This is a genomic window from Streptomyces endophyticus, assembly GCF_035798155.1.
Lineage (GTDB): Bacteria > Actinomycetota > Actinomycetes > Streptomycetales > Streptomycetaceae > Streptomyces > Streptomyces endophyticus.
The window spans coordinates 312,678-334,697 of sequence record NZ_JAOZYC010000001.1; the positions used below are offsets into that span (position 1 = coordinate 312,678).

A 22,020-nucleotide genomic window follows, 5' to 3' on the forward strand; every position below is an offset into this window, starting at 1 on the left:
GTGCTATTCGGCGAGTTCGACGACGGTCGCGTTGGCGGTGCCGCCGCCCTCGCACATCGTCAGCAGGCCGTAACGGATGCCACGGTCCCGCATGTGGTGGACCAGTCGCGTCATCAGGACCGCGCCGGACGCGCCGAGCGGGTGGCCGAGCGCGATCGCGCCGCCCAGCGGGTTGAGGCGGGCCGGATCGGCGCCGGTCTCCGCGAGCCACGCCAGTGGCACGGGCGCGAAGGCCTCGTTGACCTCGTAGGCGCCGATGTCGGAGAGGGTGAGCTCGGCACGGGTCAGCACCTGCACGGTCGCCGGGATCGGCCCGGTCAGCATCAGGATCGGATCGGCGCCCGTCACCGCGCCAGCCCGGTAGCGCACCAGCGGGGTGAGCCCGAGTTCGTGGGCCCGCTCCGGTGTGGTGACGAGGAGGGCGGCGGCGCCGTCGGAGATCTGGGAGGCGTTGCCCGCGTGGATCACGCCGCTCGGGTCGAAGGACGGCTTCAGGCGGGAGAGTGTGTCGGGCGTCGTGCCGCGGCGGACTCCCTCGTCGGCGGTGAGCGCGGTGTCGCGGTGCGGGGCGAGCTGGGCAGCGAAGGCTCCCGCGTCCTGTGCCGCTGCCGCCAACTCGTGGGAGCGGGCAGCGTATTCGTCCAGCTGCTGCCGCTCGAAGCCCCACTTGCGGGCGATCCTCTCCGCCGACTCGCCCTGGTTGAAGGTGAAGTGGTCGTAGCGCTCCAGGACGCTCGGCGACCACGGCGCCCCGTCCGTCCGCGCGGCTCCGAGCGGCACCCGGCTCATCGCCTCGACTCCGCCCGCCACCACCATGTCGTACTGGCCGGACAGCACGGCCTGCGCGGCGAAGTCGAGGGCCTGCTGACTGGAGCCGCAGGCCCGGTTCACCGTCGTCGCCGGAACCGTCTCCGGCCAGCCCGCGGCGAGCACCGCGTAGCGCCCGATGTTCCCGGACTGGTCGCCGATCTGCCCTACGCAGCCCCAGATCACGTCCTCGACGTCGGCGGGGTCGATGCCGGTGCGGGCGACGAGCTCGGTCAGGATGTGCGCGGACAGGTCGGTGGGGTGGATGCCGGCGAGCGAGCCGTTCCGCTTGCCGACGGGGGTGCGGACGGCCTCCACGATGACGGCCTCACGACGGTCGGGTGTCACTGTTCGCGCTCCTTCATGGTGGAGGTCAACTCATCGCCAGTGATGCCGAGTTCGCGCAGGATCGCGTCCGTGTGTTCGCCCGGCGCCGGCACGCCCCCCATGGGCGCCTCGCCGCGCCCCTCGAACACGGGTGGCGGCAGCGGTGCCAGCGTCGGTCCGCCCGGTGTGACGATCTCGCGCCAGCGGTCGCGTGCGGCATGTTGCGGGTGGGCGAGGACCTCGCGGGGCGTGTTGAGCTTGGCGTTGCCGATACCCGCTGCGTCGGCCGCCGCCTGGATGTGGTGGAGAGTCCGCGCGGCACACCAGCGGATGATCTCCGCGTCGAGGTGTTCGCGGGCGTCGACCCGGTCGGCGGTGGTGGCGAGACCGGGATCGTCGGCGAGGTCCGGACGCCCCAGGAGGTCGCGGGCGTAACGCTGCCACTCGCGGTCGTTGGTCGTGCCGAGGACCACGGTGTGGCCGTCGGCGGTGTCGTACGCGCCGTAGGGGGCGACGGCGGGGGAGCCCATACCCACGGGCTCTTGGTCGATGCCGGTGTGGCGGGTGTACGTCAGGGCGTAGCCCATCAACTCGGTCATGGTGTCGAACATGCTGACCGAGACGGAGGTGGGCCCCGGTGGGGAGCCAGAGCCGACGCCGCGTCCACGCTCGGCGAGCAACGCCGTGATGGACAGCGCCGCGTAGAGGCCGGTGCACACGTCGGCCATCGGGGGCCCCGGCTTCGCCGGTTGCCCGGGCAACCCGGTGATCGCGCAGGCCCCCGCCTCGGCCTGCACGAGAAGGTCGTACGCGCGCTTGTGGGAGAGCGGGCCACCGGGACCGTATCCGTCGATCTCCATGGTGATGAGATCGGGGTGGCGCCCCGTCAGATCGCTTGCGGAGATGCCCAGTTTGGCAGCGGCGCCCGGCGCGAGGTTCGACACGAAGACGTCGGCCCGGTCGAGGAGCCGGTGCAGGACGTGTGCGCCGTGGGCCGACTTCAGGTCGAGCGTCAGGGACTCCTTGCCCCGGTTGACCCACACGAAGTGGGCGGCGAGGCCGTGCACCACGTCGTCGTAGTACCGGGTGAAGTCGCCGCCAGGTGCCTCCACCTTGATGACGCGGGCGCCCAGGTCGCCGAGGGCCCGCGTGCACAGCGGCGCCGACACCGCCTGCTCGACCGACACGACGGTGACACCGGTCAGTGGGCCCGTCATGCGTCGCCCGCGTCGTAGATGTCACGCAGCTCGTGCTTGAGGACCTTGCGGCTGGCGTTGCGTGGCAGGTGGTCGACGAAGCGGACGTCGCGCGGAACCTTGAAGTTGGCCATGTTGGCGCGTGACCAGGTGATGACGTCCGCGGCCGTGGCCGTCTCGCCGGGGCGGAGCACCAGGTAGGCGCAGCCGACCTCACCGAGGCGGTCGTCGGGCACACCGATGACGGCGGCCTCGGCGACCGGGCCGTAGTCGAGCAGCAGGCGTTCGATTTCGGCCGGGTAAGCGTTGAAGCCCCCGACGATGAACATGTCCTTCTTGCGGTCGACGACCGCCAGATTGCCCTCGTCGTCCAGGCTGCCGATGTCACCGGTGCGCAGCCATCCGTCGTCGCCGATCGCGGCAGACGTGGCCTCCGGTTCGTCCCAGTAGCCGCTCGTGACGGTGTACCCGCGGACCTGGATCTCGCCCGTCCCGCCGGCCGGGACCGGCTTGCCGGCGTCGTCGGCGATCCGTACGTCCACGTCGGGGATCCGCCGGCCGTTGCCGCTGGCCACGGTCGCCGGGCTGTCCCCGAGGCGGGTGGTGGTGACGAGGGCGGAGGCCTCGGTGAGCCCGTACGCGCTCATCACGATGTCGAACGACAGCTCGTCCTTCATCGCGTGGATCAGCTGCTCGGGGATGGTGGTGCCGCCCGTCATGGAGATCCGCAGGGACGAGGTGTCGCGGCGGGCGCGGTCCGGGGCGGCCAGCAGATCCTGGAAGATCGTCGGAGGCCCCAGCATGATGGACACCCGCTCCTGCTCGACGATTTCCAGGGCCCGCCCCGCGTCGAACATCGCCATCGGGGCGACGGTCACGCCGTGCAGGAATGAGGCGAGCCAGCCGGCCTTGTAGCCGAAGCAGTGGAAGAACGGCGGCACGACGAGGTACACGTCGCCGGTGTGGAAGGTGTACTGCTCCGCCATCCACCCGTAGGCACGCAGGGACTGCCCGTGGGTGAGGACGACGCCCTTGGGGTGGCCGGTGGTGCCGGAGGTGAACATGATGTCGGAGACGGTGTCGGGTGTGATCCGGTCGATGGATGCGTGCGCGGAGTCTTCGCCTTTGCCTTTTCCTTTGGCGAGGAACTCGTTCCATGAGTAGTCCGCGTCTCCGCGTTCGGCGGCCAGGGAAACGGTGGTGCGCAGGGCGTCCAACTCGGGCTCGTGCTGTCGCAGTTCCGCCACGTAGTCGATGTCGAGGAACGGCGCCGCGAACAGTGCCTTCGTTCCTGACTTGCGCAGGATGAAAGCGAGTTCGGCGGCCTTGAAGCGGGTGTTGAGGGGGACGACGATGCCGCCCGCGCCCTGCACGGCAAGTGCGGCCACGATCCACTCCGCGCGGTTCGGGGCGCAGATGCCGACCCGGTCGCCGGTGGAGACGCCGAGGGCGAGCGCGGCACGCACGCCCTGGACCATCTGTTGTTCCAACTCGCGGAAGCTCCACCGGATGTCCCCGTCGACGAGCGCGAGCGCATCGCCGTACGTTTCGGCGGCCCGGCGGACGACGTTCGGGATGCTCAGATACTCCAGGTCGTAGCGCATCGTGTGCTCCGTTCACGAAGTATCCGACGCCGATGGCAGCCGCAGCAGCCGTTTGGCGATGATGTTCCGCTGGATCTGGGAGGTACCGCCGTACACGGATGCGGCGCGCGAGTACAGGTACTCGCCGTACACCGCCCCGTTCACGTCCGTGAGTTGACCGGGCAGGGCCTGCAGAGCGGTCTCGTACAGGCGCTGCTCGGCGCGCGTCATCAGCAGCTTGTCGATCGACGACTCGGGCCCGGCCGCGCCGCCCGCGAGGCGTTCGGCGGTGCGCCGCCGGGCGTGCGCGACGAGCACTTGGTAGTCGACGACGCACCGCCCCACCGAGGACACGAGCCCGTCGGGAACTCCGCCCGCACGCTCGTGCAGTTCGCGACGCAGTCGCGCCAACAGCAGCCCGTACTTGGAGAGATGGCCGGTGTCGAGGGCATTGCGCTCGTAGTTCACCGTCGTCATCGCGAGCCGCCAGCCGTCGCCCTCCGCGCCGATCCGCTCGGCGGCCTCGATGCGTACGTCGTCGAGGAACAGCTCGCAGAACTCGTCGTCCCCGTTCGCTGCCTTGAGGGGGCGCACGGTCACCCCGGCCCGGTCGAGCGGCAGCGCGAACGCGGTGATGGAGCTGTGGGTGGGGGCGTCACGGTCGGTGCGGGCGAGGAGGAGGCAGTAGTCGGAGTGCTGGGCGTAACTGGTCCACAGCTTCTGTCCGTTGACTGTGTAGTGGTCGCGATCGTGGTCCGCATCCTCGCTCCTGCGCGCGTACGTCGCCATGCCTGCCAGGTCGGAGCCTGCGCCTGGCTCGCTGAAGCCCTGGCACCACACGTCGTCACCGGCGAGCATGCGCGGAAGCAGTCGGACCCGCTGCTCGTGCGAGGCGAACTCCAGGAGCGCGTGGGCGAGGTAGCCGATACGCGGCACGCCGGGCGCCCGGGAGGCGCCCAGTTCGTCGCTCACCGCAACCTGGTGCAGCGCGGTCAGGCCACGGCCGCCGTACTCCTCGGGTACGTCGAGGCCGACCCAGCCGCCGGAGTGCAGCATGCGGTGCCAGCGGTGCAGGAAGCGGGCCGGTTCCTCGTCGGGGCGGCGCGCGGGCAGCGGGTGCTCGGCGAGCCAGGCACGCAGTTCGCGGCGCAGCCGGGTGAGGTCCGACGGGTCGCCGAAGTCCAGGGGCAGGTCCTGGTGGATCACGTCGCCTCCGTGGGATCGGTGGCATCAGGGGAGTGCGGCACGGCGAGCGCGGACAGCAGCTCGGCCGTACCGGTCAGCATCGTGGCGCCGACGCGCACCCGGCGCAGATACAGATGCGCGATGTGCTCCCACGTCTGCGCGACCCCACCGAACACCTGCATCCCCGCGTACACCGCCTCCAGGGCCGACACGTCCACCTCGGCCTTGGCGACGCGGGCGGCGGTCAGCGCCGCGTCAGGACCGGCGCGGTCGAGACACCAGGCGGCGTACCGGGTGGCGCTGGCACACGCCTCGACGGCGACCGTGGCATCGGCGAGCAGGTGCTGCACCGCCTGGTAGGAGCCGATGGGCCGCCCGTACTGCACGCGGTCGCGCGCATAGGAGGCAGCTTGCTCGACGAACGAGGCGGCCGCGCCCACGAGTTCACTGCTGACCATGACCAGCGCCCAGGCCTGCCATGCACACACGTGCTCGCGGCCCAGCCGGCCGACGACCTGTGGCGCCGTTGTGGTGGCCACGCGGACGGGACGCAGCAGGTCGGTGGTGGGCGCCGCATCGCCGAGTGCCAGGGAACGTACGGTCCCATCGGCGGCAACGTACAGCGCGCTGTCGGCCCCCTCGGTGTCCCAGGCGCGGTAGTCCCCGGCGCTGCCGCCGCCGAACCGCAGATCGCGGCCGAGCGCGATGGTGGGCGCGCCCTCGTACGACACGTCCCCGCCGCCCGCCTCGACGAGCCGCAGCACTTCAGGCGCCAGCAGTACCGTTCCCAGAAGTGAGGCCGTCATCGGCTGCCGGCCGAAGTCCTCGGCGAGCAGCGCACACTCCTGGGCCGTCGCCAACGGCCGTGTGCTGCGCCGCAGTTCGACAAGCCCGAGCCCGTCGAGCGCCTTCTGTGCGGCGGCCCGCTGCGCCGTCGTCGGCTCGGCCGACGTGCACCGATGGTCGGCGACGAAGGCGCCCAGCGCCTCGCGGACCATCCGGAACTCCTCCGCTTGCACCGCTCACTCCGTCCGGTCGCCGGACGAGCCGCGCCCGGCACCCTCTGTGCCGCGCTCGGCGAGCGCGCTGACGATGCGCAGATAGTCGGGGCTGGTCATGGTGGCCTGCTCGGCCATCAGCGCGGCTTCCATGCCGCCGCGCGTCATCTGCTCCACCACCACGGCGAGCGCGGCCTTCGTCGCGCGCAGCGCCTGTGCAGGCTGGGCGGCCAGCCGGTGCGCCAATGCCATGGCCTGGTCGGTGAGTTCGGCGGCCGGTACGACCCGGCTGGCGAGCCCGAACTCGACCGCTTTCTCGGCCGGAATGCGATCCCCGGTGAACAGATACTCCTTGGCTCGCAACAGGCTGGTCAGCAGCGGCCACAGCGTGACCCCGCCGTCCCCGGCGACGAGCCCGACGGACACATGCGGGTCGGCGAGATACGCGTCATCCGCCATCAGTACGAGATCGCACCCGAGGGCGAGCGAGCAACCGAGCCCCACAGCAGGCCCGTTGACGGCGGCGACCACCGGAAGCGGGAAGCGGATCATCGCCGTCTGGATCGCGCGGTCGAGTCGGATGGAACGCTCACGCAGCTCGGCGTCGCTCGTGTGGCGCAGCAGATGCCCGAAGTCCCCACCGGCACTGAACGCCCGCCCGGCACCAGTGAGCACCACGGCTCGCGCGTCACCGTCCGCGGCGATCTCGTCCCAGACTTCGGCGAGCCGGCGGTGCAACTCGGCGGACACGCCGTTGAGTTGATCGGGTCGGTTGAGCGTGACGACGCGAACGTCCTTCTCGGCGGTCACGGTCAGTACGGGGGATGTCTCATCGCCCGTGAAACCCATGGAACCTCCTCGGCTCGGCTGCGGCCTGCGCGCCGAATCACGCTATGGGTACGCCGAGTGGGTGTCAATCACCTTACCGCTGTGCGTAAATGGGATTCTCATCGACTGTCCCATATCCTCTCCGGCCTGATGAAGGGATCTCGCGGATGATGAAGCGTTCCGTACGTGCCGTACGTGCGGCTGTGTGTGCCGCCGTGGTCGCCGCCACGGTGTTCGTCATGGGCCCGGCGGGGGCGGCGCCCGAACCCGGCGCCGAGGCATCAAGACCCCTGAATATCCTGCTCACCAACGACGACGGCTGGCGCGGGGCGGGCGGCGCGAACACGCCGTACATCGTCGCCCTGCGCGACACGCTGCGCGCCGCCGGACACCACGTGGTCGTGGCCGCCCCGGGTACCGACCAGAGCGGTCAGGGCGGTCGCGTGTCGAACCGGGGCCAGAAGCTCCAGGTGGCCGAGCCCGAGGCGAACGTGTGGACCGTGACGCCCGGCTCACCCTCCGACAGTGTGTACTTCGGCATGGACGAGCTCTTCCCGAACGGCAAGCCCGACCTGGTCGTCTCCGGCATCAACCCCGGCTTTAACTTCGGCGCCCTGGTCAACCACTCCGGAACCGTGAACGCGGCTCTGACCGGCGTCGAATTCGGTGTCCCCGCCCTCGCCATGAGCCTGGAGACCCAGCCGGACTGGCCGGAGGGCACTCGGCTCGCGGCGCGCCCAGCGGCCTCGTACGTCGTTGACTTGATCGAGCTACTGGAGGTACGGGCACGGCACGACGGCCGTCTGATGCCCCGAGGCGTAGGCCTCAACATCAACTACCCGCTCGCCGAGGGCCCCACGGACCCGACGACGGGCGACCCCCGTCTTGCCACCCCGCAGGGCACGAGGCCCGCCACCATCCAGGGCGGCGCCTTCCTCGTCCCGGATTTCACCCCGGACAACGGCGAGGCGGCCGGCCCCGGCACCTACACGATGGGCTACGGGGCCGTCGACACGTCCGCCGACGCGGGGAGCGACATCAAGGCGATCGCGGACGACTACGTGAGTATGTCCGCGATCCAGGACGACCATGAGGTCGACGGTGGGACGCGGGGATGGCTACGTAGCCTGGCGCGCGGGATGCGGTGACGTAAGGGAGCGGGTTCTCAGGCGTGCCGGACCAGCAGCGCCCGCGCCGTCGCCGCCATCGCCTCGTCGACCATCTCGCCCTCGAACGTCACCGCGCCCACGCCGTGCGCCTGGGCCTCCTCCATGGCGGCGATGAGCCGTGCAGCGCGGGCGAGTTCGCCGGAGGTCGGGGCGAACACCTCGTTGATGACCGGGACATGGGACGGGTGGATCGCCATCATGCCCGTGTAGCCGAGCGCGCGATTCTGCTCGGCGAAGGCGCGCAGGCCGTCGAGGTCGCCGATCCGCGTCCACAGCCCGGCCACCGGGTGCGGGGCTCCCGCCGCCCGTACGTCGAGCAGCACACGGGCACGCAGGGCGTGCGTCTCGTGTCCATCGGGACTCCAGCGGTAGCCCACGGCACGCTCGACGTCGCCGCCCGCTCCCGTGATCGCGCCGAGGTACGCGACACGGCCGGTGGCGGCAGTGGCGCAGCCGTACGCGCCCCGGAGCGCGGCAGCCGTCTCCAGGAGCGGCACCAGGGCCAACTGGCTGCGCGGCAGGCCGTGTTCGGCTTCGGACCATGCGAGAATTCGGTCGGCGAGCCGGACATCGTCGGGCCCCGACACCTTGGGCAGCACGATCCCGCTGAGACCCGCCCCGCACACCGTGCGCAGTTCCTCGGCCGCCGTCCAGCCGTCCAGCGGCCTGACGCGGACGAACAGCGCCGGGCCGGAGGCGTCGGTGGCCCGCCCCGCGAGGGCCTCGGTCACCTGGCGCACGGCCGCTGCCCGGTCCGCCTCGGGCACGGCGTCCTCCAGGTCGAGGACGACGGCATCGGCGCCGGCCGCGTGGGCCTTGGGCAGCCAGTCCGTCGTCTTGTTGCCGGGCACGAACAGCAGGGAGCGCAGCGGGGGCCGGTGCACATGCGCAGAGGAGGCGGACGACAACTCGGACGACACCTCAGACGACACCGTGCTTCTCCAGATCCGTGAGTTCTTCCTCGCCCAGGCCGAGCCACTCCCGGTAGACGAGTGCGTTGTCCTGACCGAGTGCGGGCCCGGTCCGCCACACCGCTCCCGGCCGCTGCCGGAAGTGCGGGATGACCGACTGCATCCGTACGGGACCGAGATCCGCGTCGTCGACCGTGACGATGTCCTCGCGCTCGGCGTACACGGGATCCGTGGCGATGTCGGCGGCGCTGAACACCCGTGACGCGACGACCTCGGCGCGCGCGAAGGCCTCCAGGCACTCGGCCGCCGTGCGCTCGGCCACCCACGCCCGCAGGCCCTCGTCGAGCTGGGCCCTCCCGGCGAACTGCTGCTCCGTGGTGGCGAAGTCGGCCTCGTCGTGGCCGAGCAGCACGGCCACGTTGCGGACCGAGCGCAGGGTCGCCGATGTCACCGTGATCCATTCGTCGTCCCGCGACTGGTAGGTGTTGATGACGGCGGCCGGTGCGACCGCGAGCTGGTTCCCGGTGCGCTCCGGCACCGTACCGAGCTGGTCGTGCACGATCACCTGCCACTCGACCAGGCGGAACAGCGGCTCGAATAGGGCGAGGTCGATCCACTCGCCGTCGAAGTCCGGGTCGTTGTCGCGGCGGTGCAGGGCGGCCAGCACGGCGTAGGCGCCCATCAGTCCGGTCACGGCGTCACCGTGGGAGAAGCCGGTGTGCACGGGTGGTGTGTCGGCGAAGCCGGTCAGGTGCACGACGCCGCTGCGGGCCTCGCCGACCTTGCCGAAGCCCGGTTCGTCGGCGCGCGACGACGTGGCGCCGAAACCGGAGATCTGGAGCAGTACGGCCTTCGGGTTGACGCGGTGCACGGACTCCCAGTCCAGGCCCCAGGAGCGGAGTCGGCCGTTTCGCAGTGTGACGATGACGACGTCCGCCCAGGCGACGAGGCGCTGGGCGAGCTCGCGCCCCGACTCCTGGTGGAGGTCGAGCGTCACGGATCGCTTGTTGCGCCCGGCGACCTTGAACCAGAGCGGCTGCCCGTCCTTCTTCGGCCCCATCGCCCGCGCCGCGTCACCGGCCCCCGGCGGCTCCACGTGTACGACGTCGGCGCCCTGGTCGGCGAGCATGGAACCGGCAAGCGGACCCGCCACCACGTGCGCGAACTCCACCACCTTGAGGCCCTTGAGCTGGCCCTGGCCCTCGCCGCGGCCAGGGCCCTGATCCTCGTTCGACACCGACGTCACCACTGTTCTCCCCAACTCCCCGGTTCACGCGCTTGTTTGCGGCACCTCTCAGCCTGCCGAGCGGTCGGCATGAGCGTCCAGCATGAAAGGGCGATCAATCATTGCGTTTTGTGCATGAGTTGCGGCTTGGGCGTGACCCGCTCCGCGAGGTGGGTGTCCATGGTGGTGTTCAGATCGGCCATGAAGGACTCGAACTGTGCCAGGAGGTCGGGCGGGTAGTGCGACATCGTGGCGTCGAGGCGGTGGGCGAGCGGGCCGAAGAATTCGTCCGCCCGTTCCTGGATGTGCGCACCGCTGCGCAGGGAGACGACGCGCCGGTCGGAGTGCTCGCGGGTGCGGGTGATGTGCCCCGCCGCTTCGAGACGGTTCAGGAGTGCGGTGGTGGCGCCCGTGGACAGGGAGATGCGCTCGCTCAGCCGTGCCGGTGAGAGCAGCGTGCCGCGCTCCTCGGCGGCGGCGATCTCCAGGACCGCGGTCGCGTCGGTGGAGTAGAGGCCCAGCCAGGCGGCGAAGCGTCGGCTGAGCTCGGCGTAGTGGCTGCCGTAGACCCTCAGCCCTTCCATCAGCCGCTCGCGCTGCGCCGCGACGTCGTCGGGCATCGCTTCGTCCATGGAGGCCCTTCACCCTTCTCGCCTGCCGTGCGCTCCGCGTCGGTGGCGGTTTTGACAACCTACCGGCCCCACTTTACCTTCATCATGAAATTATTCCACTATGGAGGTACTGAGCATGCGTGACCCGTCCCCGACCACCGGCGAGATCATCGAGCCCCACCGGTGGCGGTGGCTGATCCTGGTCGTGATGATCGTCGCGGAGATCATGGATCTCCTGGACGCCTCGATCGTCAACGTCGCCGGACCGGCCCTGGAGGAGTCCCTCGGTGCCAGTTCCGTCGGCCTGCAGTGGGTGATCGGCGGCTACGCCCTCACCATGGGAGCCGGGCTCGTGCTCGGCGGCCGGCTCGGCGACCGCTACGGGCGCCGCCGCATGTTCCTCCTCGGCCTGACCGCCTTCACCGCCACCTCGCTGCTCTGCGCGGTCGCGCCGAACATCGCGGCACTGATCGTCTTCAGGCTGCTGCAGGGCACCGCCGCCGCGATGCTGCTGCCTCAGGGCCTCGGCCTGCTGCGCGAGAACTTCTCCGGGCCCGAACTCACCAAGGTCTTCGCGATCTTCGGCCCCGTCCTCGGCCTGGGCGGCATCATCGGCCCGGTCCTCGGAGGGTTCCTCATCGAGGGCGACTTCTTCGGCCTGGGCTGGCGGTCCGTGTTCCTGGTCAACCTGCCCATCGGCATCGCGGCACTGATCGTCGCCGCGAAGTTCGTGCCCAGGAAGCCGGGCGACCGCACGGTGCGCGTCGACATGGCCGGTGCGGCCCTGATCGCGGTCTCCTGTGCCCTGCTGGTGCTGCCGCTCAACCAGGGGCAGGAGGACGGCTGGCCGCTGTGGACCTGGCTGTGCATGGCCGCATCCGCGGTCGGGTTCGCCCTGTTCGCCGTGCAGCAGCGCCGCACTGCCGCAGCGGACCGGGAACCACTGATCACCCCCGGCCTGCTGCGCAAACCCGCCTACACTGTCGGACTCGGCGGCATCGCCCTCTTCTTCGGCGGCCTGATCGGCACACAGCTCGTGCTCACTCTCTTCCTCCAGATCGGCCGGCACTTCACCGCCGGAGACGCGGGTCTCGGCAACCTGCCGCTCGCCGTCGGCACCGCGATCGGCGGCGCCGTCAGCGGTGCGTTCCTCGCCGACAAGATCGGCCGCAAGGTGCTGCAGATCGGCCCGCTGGTCCAGCTGGCCGGAGCGGCCGTGCTGTGGTTCGAACTGGACGGCCTCGACGCCGCCTCGTTCTCGATCTGGGACATCGCCCCCGGCATCACGGTGGCGGGTATCGGAGCGGGCATGGTGATCGCTGCCCTGTTCAGCTTCATCCTCGCCGCGGTCGGCGACGACGAGATCGGCTCCGCCTCCGGCGTGCTGTCGGCCGTGCAGGCGGTCGGTGGCTCCATCGGGGTCGCGATCTTCGGGTCAGTGTTCTTCGCCCAGGCCAAGACCGGTGACTTCACCGGCGGATTTCACCGCGCGCTGATCGTCCAGGCATGTCTGCTGGTGGCATTCCTCGCGATCACCTTCCTGCTGCCCAAACAGGGACGCCCCGACGACGAGCAGCACGGCATCGACACCCAGGCCCCCACCGACGCCCAACACGCGGCCGTATAGCGGGTGGTCGGCGGGAACAGCCGGTAACGCCGACCACTGTTCCCTTGCTCTCCCGAGCCGGAATGGCTCCGGCTCAGGCCCACGTGACCCCGGGCGGCAGTTCGTGCCGCCGGGCGCGGAACTCCTGCAAGGTCTCCAGGAACCGGTCGGCCGCCAGGGGGAGCGGGCGTCGGGCGCGTACGGCGATGTCGAGGCGGCGATGGACCGTCGGCTCGACCAGCGGCCGGTGCACGAACGGACCCGTGCCCAGGAGCGGCAGGACCAGCGCGGGCATCGCGGTGACCCCGAGACCCGCCGCGACGAGCCCGCCGACAGTGGCGACATTGCCCGCCTCGGCGGCCGGCGCGGAGCCCGCGCCGATCTGGGCGAACGCGGCATCGGTGAGGCGGCGGACGCTGGAGGCGGGGCCGACCGCGAGGAACGGCTCGCGGGCCAGCTCGTCCCACGTGACCTCGGCGCGCTCGGCCAGCGGATGCTCCTGCGGCAGCACCGCCACGAACCGGTCGCGCACCAGCGGCCGGTGCTCCAGCTGCCCGGACGGTTCCCCGGTGGTGATGGCGAAGTCGGCGTCCCCGGACAGCACCCGGCTCAGCACGGACTGCTCAAGACCGTCCATGAGCTGCACCGCCACCTGCGGCCGCTGCCGCCGGAAGTCGAGGATCACCTGCGGCAGCAGCACCGCGGCGACGGACGGCAGGGTGGCGACGGCGACCGTGCCCGACTCGCCGAGCAGGAAGCGCTCCAGCTCCTTCATGCCGGAGCGGTGGGCGTTCACGATCTGCTCGGCTATGCGCAGCGCCTCGGTGCCCGCCGCGGTCAACTCCACGTTGCGGGTGTCGCGTTCCAGGAGCCGGGCCCCCAACTGCCGCTCCAGATCGGCCACCGCGCGGCTGAGCGAGGACTGGGAGACATGCAGGTGTGTCGCGGCCGCCGTGAAACTGGCCGCGCGGGCCACGGCGGCGTAGGCCGTGAGTTGACGCAGGGTGCTGTCCATGGCCAGGGACCCTACGTGCCCGTCGGCGCCATGGATACGGAAACTGATGCGGTAACCGCATGGATAGATCTCGGTTTGATGCTGGACGCCGATACGCCGCCGCTCCGACACTCATCGGCGAGAACACGCCGATCGAGAAGGTGAGCGAGAACCATGCTGGCAGCGCTGGGATTTACCACGATCGGCCTGTTCCTTGTGCTCACCATGACCAAACGGGTCTCCGTCCTGGTGGCGCTGGTGCTGCTACCGGTGCTCGCGGCCCTCGTCGGCGGATTCGCCGGGGACATGGGCGACATGATCCTCGAAGGCCTCAACACGGTGGCACCCACCGGCATCATGATCGCCTTCGCGGTCCTGTACTTCACGTTGATGGTCGACGCCGGACTCTTCGACCCGCTCATCAACGGCATCCTGCGCCTCGCCCGCAACGACCCGGCACGGATCGCGGTCGGCACGGCCGTCCTCACCATGTGCGTGTCACTCGACGGCGACGGCGCGTCGACGTTCCTCATCACCGTCTCCGCGCTGCTGCCCGTCTACAAGCGCCTGGGCATGAGCCCGCTCGTGCTGTCCGGTGTGGTGTGTCTGGGCGCGGGCGTGATGAACATGGTGCCGTGGGGCGGGCCTACGGTGCGGGCCATGGCGGCGCTGAAGCTGGACAGCTCGGAGGTCTTCACACCGGTGCTGCCCGCGATGGCCTGCGGGATCGTGTGGGTGCTGCTCGCCGCGTACTGGATCGGGCGCCGGGAGCGCCGCCGCCTCGGCACGGTGCCCGCTCAGCGCGAGGACCGGGAGGAGACCGGAGCCCACGTCGTCGGTGACGGACCCGGCACCCCGCTGATGCCCGCGGTGACCCGCCCGCCCCTTCCGCTCACCGTGTTCAACGCCCTGCTGACCGTCGTCCTGATCGTGGCCCTGGTCCTACAGGTGATGCCGCTACCCGTGCTGTTCGCGGTCGCCTTCGCCCTCGCCCTCGTGGTCAACCACCCGCGCTGGGAACAGCAGCAGGCGCTCCTGGAGAAGCACGCCAAGAGCGTGGTCCTGGTCACCACGATGATCTTCGCGGCGGGTGTCTTCACCGGCGTCCTCACCGGCACCAAGATGATCTCCGAGATGGCCGAGGCACTCGTCTCCGTCGTGCCCGACTCCCTCGGCGGCCATCTCGCGCCGATCGTCGCCGTCACCGGCATGCCGCTGAGCCTGGCCTTCACCCCGGACGCCTACTACTTCGGGGTGCTGCCCGTCCTCTCCCACACGGCGTCCGGGTTCGGCGCGGACCAGGCGGAGATAGCCCGCGCCGCCATCCTCGGCCAGATGACCACCGGCTTCCCCCTCAGCCCGCTCACCGCCTCCACCTTCATCCTCGTCAGCATGAGCGGCGTCCAACTCGGCGAACACCAGCGCTTCATCTTCCGCTGGGCGTTCGGCACGACGCTGGTGATGACGGCGGCGGCGCTCGTCACGGGAGCGATCTCCCTGTGACCCTCTCCACCCAACTCCCTCTGCCCGCCCCGCCCGTCCGATCCGCCTGACAGCCCACGGCAAGGAGCCCCGCCCATGAAGGCGATAGAGACGATGGAGACCACGGTGATCACCCCGAGCCGCCGCACGCTGCTTGCCCTCGCCGGTGCCGGCGCCGTGACCGCGGCGCTCGGCCCGGCCGGACACGCCGCTGCGGCGAACCCCGCCCCGCTCACCGACCCCTTCTTCTCGTACGACAGACCGGCGAGATACGGCGTCGTACGCGAGGACGTCAAGGTGCCGCTGCGCGACGGCAGCCACCTCGCCGCCCAGCTGTACCGACCCGCAGACGCGGACGGAAAGCCCGCGACCGGCCGTTTCCCCGGCATCGTCTACGAATTCACCGCCTACGCCGCCAACCTCGAAGGCTTCGGCGACGCGGCCGGCTACTTCGTCCGCCGCGGCTACAACGCGCTCGTCTGCCAGGCCCGCGGATCCGGGGCGTCACCAGGCACGGTCGACCCCTTCAGCCCGCAGGAACAGCGCGACAACTACGACGCCATCGAATGGCTCGCCCGGCACCCCGGCTGCACAGCAGACATCGGTCAGATGGGCGTCAGCTACGGCGGACACACCAGCCTCCTCGTCGCGGTGAACCGGCCCCCGCACCTCAAGGCGATCATCCCGACCAACGCCCTGCACGACTGGTACGAGAACACCATCTACCGCGGCGGCATCTACTCCCCGCGCATCCGTGACTGGCAATGGTCCACCGCCCCCGCCACCCTCCAGACCTACGCCGCACACCCGCTCTACGACGACTTCTGGCGCGGCCGCAGCGTCATGACCCGCTGGGACCGGCTCACCGTCCCCACTCTCGAAATCAACGGCTGGTACGACCGGTACCGCGACGGCATGGTCAAGAACTTCCTCGCCCGGCCCGAGCACGTGTGGCTCGTCTCCGGCCCCTGGGACCACGGCGACCCGGCGACCCAGTACGCGGGCATCGGCCCCGGCGCGTACCTGGCCTGGTGGGACCGCTGGCTCGGCGGCGACCGGCACGCACCCCTTCCGGCCGCGCGCATCACCTCGTACGAGATCCCCGGCCCGGGTGCGGGCACCGGCTGGCACCAATTCGACCAGTGGCCGCCGCACGACGGGCACTCCCTGACGCTGGCGCTTCGCCGGGACGGTTCGCTGGCGACCGCTCACGGCTCGACTGGCGACGCCGCCTTCGAGGTCAACACGGGAACCGGTGCGCCGAGCGACGGTCAGCAATTGCTCTTCAGTACAGCCGAGTTGAAGCGGGACGTGGTGCTCGCCGGGGACGCGACCCTGTCGGTCCGGGTCGCGTTCAGCGCCTCGGACGGCAACATCGCCGCCGTGCTGTACGACGTGTCGCCCGACGGCACCCGCACCAGGATCACCGCCGGTTGGCTCAAGGCGAGCCACCGCCACGGGCACACCGAACTCGCCCCGGTGACACCGGGCACGCACTACGACCTGTCGGTGCACATCTGGCCGACCCACTACCGGATCGCGGCTGGTCACCGGCTGGCGCTCCGCGTCTCCAGCGACGACTACCCGGAGATCGACTCCGATGTGCCGGCGGGGCGGGTGACGGTGGCTGTGGGCGCACGCGGATCGACGTTGCGCCTCACGGTCCGCAACCCCTGAACCGGGCTCACCGCCCACCCTCCTCGATGTCCGTAAGCAGTGCCGCCACCCGAGCCCGCGCCCGCTCCACCACACCCCCGCCCGGTGCCACATGTACCCGCCCTGCCTCCACGGCCGCGAGTGCCGACTCCGCGACCTCGCGCGGGGACAGGATGCCGCCGCGGCCCGATGCGGCGGCGCGCATCGAGCTGGGGGTGCCGGGTGGCAGGCGGATTGCGCCCAGGGTCTCGGAGTTCTGGCCAAGGGGTGTGTCGACCAGGCCGGGGCAGAGGACCGTGGCGCCGAGTGCGGGGGAGATCCGCTTCAGTTCCGCGTCGAGTGTCTCGGTCAGGCCGACCACCGCGTGCATGGTCGTGGTGTACGGCGTGCGGTCGGGCAGTGGGGCAAGGCCGCCGGAGGACGCGGTGTTGATGAAATGGCCGGTGCCGTGCTCGATGAACAGGGGAGCGAACGCGCGGACGCCGTGGACGACGCCGAGCACCTTCACGCCGATCATCAACTCCCAGGTGTGGGCGGTCTGTTCCCACAGGGGCGCCGCGGGGGACACGACCCCGGCGTTGTTGCACACCAGGTCCACCCGCCCGTACGCGGACTTCGTCCGGTCGGCGAGCGCGCGCACGGACGCCTCGTCGCTGACGTCCGCCACCACCGCTGTCACCTCGGCCCCGGCCTCCGCCAGCGCGGCCCCGGCCTTCGCCAGGCCCTCCTCACGTACGTCGGAGATGACGAGACGGACCCCGCGCCCGGCGAGGGCCTCCGCGAGGCCAAAGCCGATGCCGCTGGCTCCGCCGGTGATGACGGCCACCTGGTCGTTGGCTATGCGCATCAGGACTCCGTTGGTTGTTGGGCGGCTCTGTCCAGCACGTTGGTGGCCAGCAGGACGTGGGCCGCGTCGATGAGGCGGCCGTCGTGGCCGATCGCTCCCGTGCCCTCGGACTCGGCGGCGCGGTAGCGTGCGATGACGTCCTCGGCTGACGCGACCTCAGCCTTGGACGGGGTGAACTCCTCGTTGGCCAACGGCACTTGAGAGGGGTGGATCGCCCACTTCCCGTCGAACCCGAGAAGTGCCGCCTGCCGGGCGGACTCGCGGTACGCGTCCGGCTCGCCGTACGCCGGGAACGGCGCGTCGATCGCGGCGATGCCGGCGGCCCGGGCGGCGGTGAGAACCTGGGAGCGCGCGTAGTGCCAGAAGTCGCCGGGGTAGGGGGAGAGCGGGTCGAAGTTGCCGTCCACGCGGGCCCGCAACGACACCGACAGGTCGCCCGCGCCGAAGATGAGGCCTTCCAGGCGTGTGCTGGCTCGGGCGATCGGCAGGGCGTTCGCCAGGCCCTCCGCCTCCTCGATCAGCACCTCAAGGGCGATCCGCCTGCCCAGGCCCAGCTTCCGTTCGAGTTGGGTGAGGAGGACGTCGACCCACCACACGTCGCGCGCGGTGCGCACCTTGGGAACGATGACGACGTCGAGCGCGCCCCGAGCGCCCGTGACGACCTCGATCAGGTCGTCGTGGCACCACGGTGTGTCCAGGCCGTTGATACGGACCGCGCGCAGTGTGCTGCCCCAGTCCTGACCGGTGAGTGCCGCCACGGCGATGGACCGCGCGGACTCCTTGGCGGACGGGGCGCAGGCGTCTTCCAGGTCAAGGAAGACCAGGTCGGCGCCCGATGCCGGGGCCTTGGCGCACATCCGCTCGCTGCTCGCGGGGGTGGCGAGTTCGCTGCGTCGGGGCCGGTGTGCGGACGCGACCATCAGATGATTCCTTCCGCGCGCAGTTCGTCGAGCTTGGCGGGGGAGAGACCGAGCAGTGCGCCGAAGACGGCTTCATTGTCCGCTCCCAGGTCGCGGCCGAGGTGGGTGACATGCCCCGGTGTCTCACTCAGGCGTGCCACCGGTGCCTGCACCGTGACCTCGCCGAAGTCCGGGTCGGGGACACCCACGAAGGTCCCACGGGCCCGCAGGTGTTCGTCGGCAAGGAGCGCCGGCGCGTCGTACACGGCGGTCGCCGCCGCCTCGGCCGCCTCGAAGACGGTCATGGCCTCGTCGAGGGTGTGGCGCCCCACCCAGTCGGCGACCGCCTCGTCCACCTCCACCGCCCGCTCCTGGCGCCGCACCGGGTCGATGAGTTCCGGGTCGCGTGCCATGTCGTCGCGCCCGATGGCGCGGAACACCCGCGCGGCGATGCTGGGCGAGGCGCTGGAGACGGCCAGCCATCGCCCGTCGGCGGTGCGGTAGGTGTTGCGCGGCGCGCTGGCCGGCAGCATGTTGCCCGATCGGCCCTTCACCAGGCCGAGTTGGTCGTAGGCGAGGGTTCCCGTCTCCAGGAGGCGGGTGAGCGGTTCGATGAGGCTGACGTCGACGAGCTGGCCTCCTGCCCCGTGTACGTCGCGGTGGTAGAGGGCCATCATCACCGCGTACGTCGCCGCAAGCCCGGCCACCCCGTCCGCGAGCATGAACGGCGGCAGCGTGGGAGGCCCCTCCGGCTGACCGGTCTGGTGGGCGAATCCGCTCATGGCCTCGGCGAGGGTGCCGTAGCCGGGGCGGTCGCTCTTCGGCCCGCCGCTCCCGTAGCCGGTGATGTGGGCCATCACGAGGTGTGGGTGAGCCGTGTGGACGGAGTCGTAGTCCAAGCCCCAACGGGCCAGCGCCCCAGGCCTGTTGCCCGCCACCAGGACGTCGCTCACCTCCAGGAGCTGGTGCAGGAGGCTCTGCCCCGCACCCGTACGCAGGTCGAGCGTGGTGAACCGCTTGTTCCGGGCGATGCTCTTCCACAACAGGCCGATGCCGTCGCGGCGATCGCCCCAGGTGCGCATGGGGTCGCCGGAGCAGGGCTGTTCGACCTTGATGACTTCCGCGCCGAACTCACCGAGCGTCGTCGCCACGGTGGGGCCCGCGGCGAGAGTGGCGATCTCTATGACGCGCAGGCCGTGCAGCGGGCCGTGTGGCACGGTGCCTCCTCAGGTCCCGGTGAGCCGCGCGACCACGGGCGCGAAACGCTCCGCCTCGCCCTGCTGCACGGTGATGTAGTTGGCCCCGAAGCGCTCGCGTCGCTCCTGGAGACGGTCGACCACCTCGTCGAGCGTGCCGATGAGTACGTTCGGGTGGTCGGGCAGCCCGTCGGAGGGAACCCCCAGCGTCCGTGCCACCCGGTCCGCCGCGGACGCGGGATCATCGGTGATCCGGGCGAAGAACGGTGAACTCTCCACCTCCAGACGGGAGATGCGTTCGCCCGCCGCTTCCCTGACCGTCCCGTAGCGGTGTGCCGCCTCCTCGGTGGGTGTTCGGCCCGCCTCGTTGCGTTCGTCGAACGGCACGTTCGCGAGACTCACGATGTCCGCCTCGCGTGCCGCGAACGACAGCACGCGGCGCCGGGATCCCCCGATCATGAGAGGCGGATGCGGGCGCTGCGCCGGCAGCGGCAGCCCCGCGTGGTCGACTGCGGTCACGTGCTCGCCCCGCAGCTCCAGCGGCTCACCGCTCCACTGCGCCTTCACCAGCGCGACCACCTCGACGAGCTTGTCCACGCGCCGCCCCGCGGGTGCGAACTCCAGTCCCATGGCCCGGTATTCGGGCTCGCTCCACCCGGCTCCGATGCCGAACTCCAGGCGCCCGTCGGAGAGCAGATCGAGCGTCGCGGCCTCCTTCGCGAGGACGCCCGGCACGTGATAGTCGACGCAGAACACCCGGCAGCCGACGCGCAGTGTGTCGGTCACGGCGGCGGCCGTGGCCAGTGCCGTCAGCGGCGCCAAGTGCTGGGCGGGGTAACGGGCTTCGCGCTGGGCCGGACCTGGTCCGAGGTAGTGGTCGGCGAGGAACAGGGTGCTGTAGCCGAGGTCCTGTACGGAGCGCGCGGTGTCGCGCCACTCCTTCGCGGATGTTGCCTTCGTCGCCTGGACGGCGAACCTGAATGGCTGCACACTTGTCACGCAACTCACGATAACTGTCCAGCAGTTGGGGCGCCATGCCCCGACCGCGACGAACGGGAACGGGAACGGGAGGGCAGGGTCTGTGGTCAAGCGCGCACGCTTCGCCGAGTACAAGGACCGCTACCGCAACTACCGCTTCGAGCTGAGCGAGGAAGGCATCCTGCTCATGCAGTGCCACACCGACGGCGACAGCCTGGTGTGGGACTGGAAGGCGCACGACGACATGGCCGATGCCTTCGCCGACGTGGCCGGCGACCGCGAGATCAAGGTCCTCATCCACACCGGTTCGGGCGCCAACTACAACGCCGACTGGGGGAGGCTCCCGAACGGCGAACTCCCCGAGACACCCATGTACGACGCGATGCCGGGAGTGCGCGGGCTGCGCAAGCTCGATGAGAAGGCCTGGTACAACCGCAACCTCATGTGGAACGTGCTCGACGTGGACGTGCCGATGATCAGTGTGGTCAACGGGCCCTGCAACATCCACTCCGAGGTTCCGCTCATGGGTGACATCGTGCTGGCCTCGCAGGACGCGTACTTCCAGGATGTGTCGCACTTCCCGCGCGGCCAGGTACCCGGCGACGGACAGCACGTCATCTGGCCCTTCCTCGTGGGCCACAACCGCGCCCGCTACCTGCTGCTCACCGGAAAGCAGCTCGGCGCACAGGAGGCCAAGGAGTGGGGCGCCGTCGCCGAGGTGCACCCCAAGGACGCGGTCCTGGACCGCGCCTGGGAGTTGGCGCGCGAACTCGCGAAGCGCCCGTATCTGGTCCTGCGCTACACCCGGCAGCTGTTCACCCAGAACCTCAAACGCGCCTTCCTCGACGAACTGGGTCATGGTCTCGGTCGTGAGACGTACGCGCAGCAGGAGTTCTTCCCGTTCGGCGGCGGCATGGCGCCCCTGGACCGGGCGTACGACGACGAGCCGTGGACGTGAGGCGACCGAGGACATGCGGCAGTCGTTCCGCAGCTACGCCCAGGTGCGCCTGAACTCCACCACCAGCAAAGGTGCCCGTACGGTGACCCGTGGCACCTGCGCGACCAGGTCGAGGAGCACCTTCCGTTCCGTGCCGGACGGCAGCCCGAAGGCGCCCAGCCACTCCTCGCCACGCGGGGCCTCGGTGGAGAGCGTCAGCGCGTAGCCGTAGCGGCCAGGGGCCTGTGGGGCGAAGTTCGTGAACGTCAGCAGGGGCAGACAGCCCGCTCCTGCCGTGGGGTCGAAGGACTCACCTGGTGCAAGGCGCTGGAGGTCCTGCGCCCGTAGGGGCCAGACGAGCGGATCCTCGGCCTGCTCCGGCCCGGCGACCGTCCGCCCGCTGTCGGCGAGGGTGACGGACGGAAGGTAGTGCGGATAGCGCAGGCCGTCCTCGGATCCGTCGAGCACCCCCGCGATCCACACTTCCTGTGCGCCCACGTTCCGGACCTGGATCCGGATCGGGGCGGAACGGCCGACGGGCTGCGGGCCCTCAGGGCCGGACAGTACGAGATCGAGCACGACGGA

The 22,020-nt window shown here is 70.7% G+C and carries 20 protein-coding genes; 5 read left to right on the forward strand and 15 right to left on the reverse strand.

The window, feature by feature from the left end; translation table 11 throughout:
- Nucleotides 1–3: 3 nt before the first annotated feature.
- Genes OKJ99_RS01415 through OKJ99_RS01440 form a run of 6 tightly spaced genes read right to left on the reverse strand, consistent with a single transcriptional unit; the run spans nucleotide 4 to nucleotide 6,945 of the window.
- A complete protein-coding gene (locus OKJ99_RS01415; protein WP_326013762.1) occupies nucleotides 4–1,155 on the reverse strand; it encodes a thiolase family protein in 1,152 nt (383 codons plus the stop codon).
- Nucleotides 1,152–2,351, reverse strand: a complete 1,200-nt coding sequence (locus OKJ99_RS01420; protein WP_326013763.1) for a CaiB/BaiF CoA transferase family protein — start codon at nucleotides 2,349–2,351, stop codon at nucleotides 1,152–1,154. Before OKJ99_RS01420 ends, OKJ99_RS01415 begins: the two co-directional genes overlap by 4 nt.
- Nucleotides 2,348–3,934 (reverse strand): AMP-binding protein, encoded by a 1,587-nt coding sequence (locus OKJ99_RS01425; protein ID WP_326013764.1) that lies wholly within the window; start codon nucleotides 3,932–3,934, stop codon nucleotides 2,348–2,350. The genes OKJ99_RS01420 and OKJ99_RS01425 overlap by 4 nt, the downstream gene beginning before the upstream one ends.
- Nucleotides 3,935–3,946: 12 nt before the next feature.
- Nucleotides 3,947–5,119: an acyl-CoA dehydrogenase family protein gene (locus OKJ99_RS01430; RefSeq protein ID WP_326013765.1), complete on the reverse strand. Its 1,173-nt coding sequence runs from the start codon at nucleotides 5,117–5,119 to the stop codon at nucleotides 3,947–3,949.
- Nucleotides 5,116–6,117: an acyl-CoA dehydrogenase family protein gene (locus OKJ99_RS01435; RefSeq protein ID WP_326013766.1), complete on the reverse strand. Its 1,002-nt coding sequence runs from the start codon at nucleotides 6,115–6,117 to the stop codon at nucleotides 5,116–5,118. The genes OKJ99_RS01430 and OKJ99_RS01435 overlap by 4 nt, the downstream gene beginning before the upstream one ends.
- A 3-nt stretch (nucleotides 6,118–6,120) precedes the next feature.
- Nucleotides 6,121–6,945 (reverse strand): enoyl-CoA hydratase/isomerase family protein, encoded by an 825-nt coding sequence (locus OKJ99_RS01440; protein WP_326013767.1) that lies wholly within the window; start codon nucleotides 6,943–6,945, stop codon nucleotides 6,121–6,123.
- 149 nt (nucleotides 6,946–7,094) lie between these two features.
- Between OKJ99_RS01440 and surE the strand changes: the two genes are divergently transcribed.
- On the forward strand, nucleotides 7,095–8,072 hold the full coding sequence (surE, locus tag OKJ99_RS01445) for a 5'/3'-nucleotidase SurE (RefSeq protein ID WP_326013768.1): 978 nt from the start codon (nucleotides 7,095–7,097) through the stop codon (nucleotides 8,070–8,072).
- 17 nt (nucleotides 8,073–8,089) lie between these two features.
- Here the strand turns inward: surE and OKJ99_RS01450 are convergent, their stop codons facing one another.
- From OKJ99_RS01450 to OKJ99_RS01460, 3 genes are all read right to left on the reverse strand, one after another.
- Nucleotides 8,090–9,025: an HpcH/HpaI aldolase/citrate lyase family protein gene (locus OKJ99_RS01450; RefSeq protein ID WP_326013770.1), complete on the reverse strand. Its 936-nt coding sequence runs from the start codon at nucleotides 9,023–9,025 to the stop codon at nucleotides 8,090–8,092.
- On the reverse strand, nucleotides 9,015–10,241 hold the full coding sequence (locus OKJ99_RS01455) for a CaiB/BaiF CoA transferase family protein (RefSeq protein WP_326013771.1): 1,227 nt from the start codon (nucleotides 10,239–10,241) through the stop codon (nucleotides 9,015–9,017). Before OKJ99_RS01455 ends, OKJ99_RS01450 begins: the two co-directional genes overlap by 11 nt.
- A gap of 107 nt (nucleotides 10,242–10,348) precedes the next feature.
- A complete protein-coding gene (locus OKJ99_RS01460) occupies nucleotides 10,349–10,861 on the reverse strand; it encodes a MarR family winged helix-turn-helix transcriptional regulator (protein WP_326013772.1) in 513 nt (170 codons plus the stop codon).
- Nucleotides 10,862–10,976: 115 nt separating this feature from the next.
- Between OKJ99_RS01460 and OKJ99_RS01465 the strand changes: the two genes are divergently transcribed.
- Entirely contained in the window at nucleotides 10,977–12,467 is a 1,491-nt protein-coding gene (locus OKJ99_RS01465; RefSeq protein ID WP_326013773.1) for an MFS transporter, read from the forward strand.
- Nucleotides 12,468–12,540: 73 nt separating this feature from the next.
- On the opposite strand, the gene OKJ99_RS01470 is transcribed toward OKJ99_RS01465, so the two are convergent.
- Complete coding sequence (locus OKJ99_RS01470; RefSeq protein WP_326013774.1) at nucleotides 12,541–13,461, reverse strand: LysR family transcriptional regulator; 921 nt, start codon at nucleotides 13,459–13,461, stop codon at nucleotides 12,541–12,543.
- 153 nt (nucleotides 13,462–13,614) lie between these two features.
- Here OKJ99_RS01470 and OKJ99_RS01475 point away from each other — a divergent pair, with 153 nt between their 5' ends.
- Together OKJ99_RS01475 and OKJ99_RS01480 are read left to right on the forward strand one after the other, a co-directional pair.
- Nucleotides 13,615–14,943, forward strand: a complete 1,329-nt coding sequence (locus OKJ99_RS01475; protein WP_326013775.1) for a CitMHS family transporter — start codon at nucleotides 13,615–13,617, stop codon at nucleotides 14,941–14,943.
- A gap of 75 nt (nucleotides 14,944–15,018) precedes the next feature.
- Nucleotides 15,019–16,599 (forward strand): CocE/NonD family hydrolase, encoded by a 1,581-nt coding sequence (locus tag OKJ99_RS01480; RefSeq protein ID WP_326013776.1) that lies wholly within the window; start codon nucleotides 15,019–15,021, stop codon nucleotides 16,597–16,599.
- 7 nt (nucleotides 16,600–16,606) lie between these two features.
- Here OKJ99_RS01480 and OKJ99_RS01485 read toward each other — a convergent pair whose 3' ends face one another.
- Genes OKJ99_RS01485 through OKJ99_RS01500 form a run of 4 tightly spaced genes read right to left on the reverse strand, consistent with a single transcriptional unit; the run spans nucleotide 16,607 to nucleotide 20,519 of the window.
- Nucleotides 16,607–17,425, reverse strand: coding sequence for an SDR family NAD(P)-dependent oxidoreductase (locus OKJ99_RS01485; RefSeq protein WP_326013777.1), 819 nt, complete (start codon nucleotides 17,423–17,425; stop codon nucleotides 16,607–16,609).
- On the reverse strand, nucleotides 17,425–18,345 hold the full coding sequence (locus OKJ99_RS01490) for an HpcH/HpaI aldolase/citrate lyase family protein (protein ID WP_326013778.1): 921 nt from the start codon (nucleotides 18,343–18,345) through the stop codon (nucleotides 17,425–17,427). Before OKJ99_RS01490 ends, OKJ99_RS01485 begins: the two co-directional genes overlap by 1 nt.
- Entirely contained in the window at nucleotides 18,345–19,541 is a 1,197-nt protein-coding gene (locus tag OKJ99_RS01495; RefSeq protein WP_326013779.1) for a CaiB/BaiF CoA transferase family protein, read from the reverse strand. Before OKJ99_RS01495 ends, OKJ99_RS01490 begins: the two co-directional genes overlap by 1 nt.
- A gap of 9 nt (nucleotides 19,542–19,550) precedes the next feature.
- The gene (locus OKJ99_RS01500; RefSeq protein ID WP_326013780.1) at nucleotides 19,551–20,519 is read right to left on the reverse strand and encodes a TIGR03621 family F420-dependent LLM class oxidoreductase; all 969 of its coding nucleotides are present in this window, start codon (nucleotides 20,517–20,519) and stop codon (nucleotides 19,551–19,553) included.
- 82 nt (nucleotides 20,520–20,601) lie between these two features.
- Between OKJ99_RS01500 and OKJ99_RS01505 the strand changes: the two genes are divergently transcribed.
- Nucleotides 20,602–21,456 (forward strand): enoyl-CoA hydratase/isomerase family protein, encoded by an 855-nt coding sequence (locus tag OKJ99_RS01505; protein ID WP_326013781.1) that lies wholly within the window; start codon nucleotides 20,602–20,604, stop codon nucleotides 21,454–21,456.
- A gap of 33 nt (nucleotides 21,457–21,489) precedes the next feature.
- Here the strand turns inward: OKJ99_RS01505 and OKJ99_RS01510 are convergent, their stop codons facing one another.
- On the reverse strand, nucleotides 21,490–22,014 hold the full coding sequence (locus OKJ99_RS01510) for a hypothetical protein (protein WP_326013782.1): 525 nt from the start codon (nucleotides 22,012–22,014) through the stop codon (nucleotides 21,490–21,492).
- Nucleotides 22,015–22,020 lie beyond the last annotated feature (6 nt).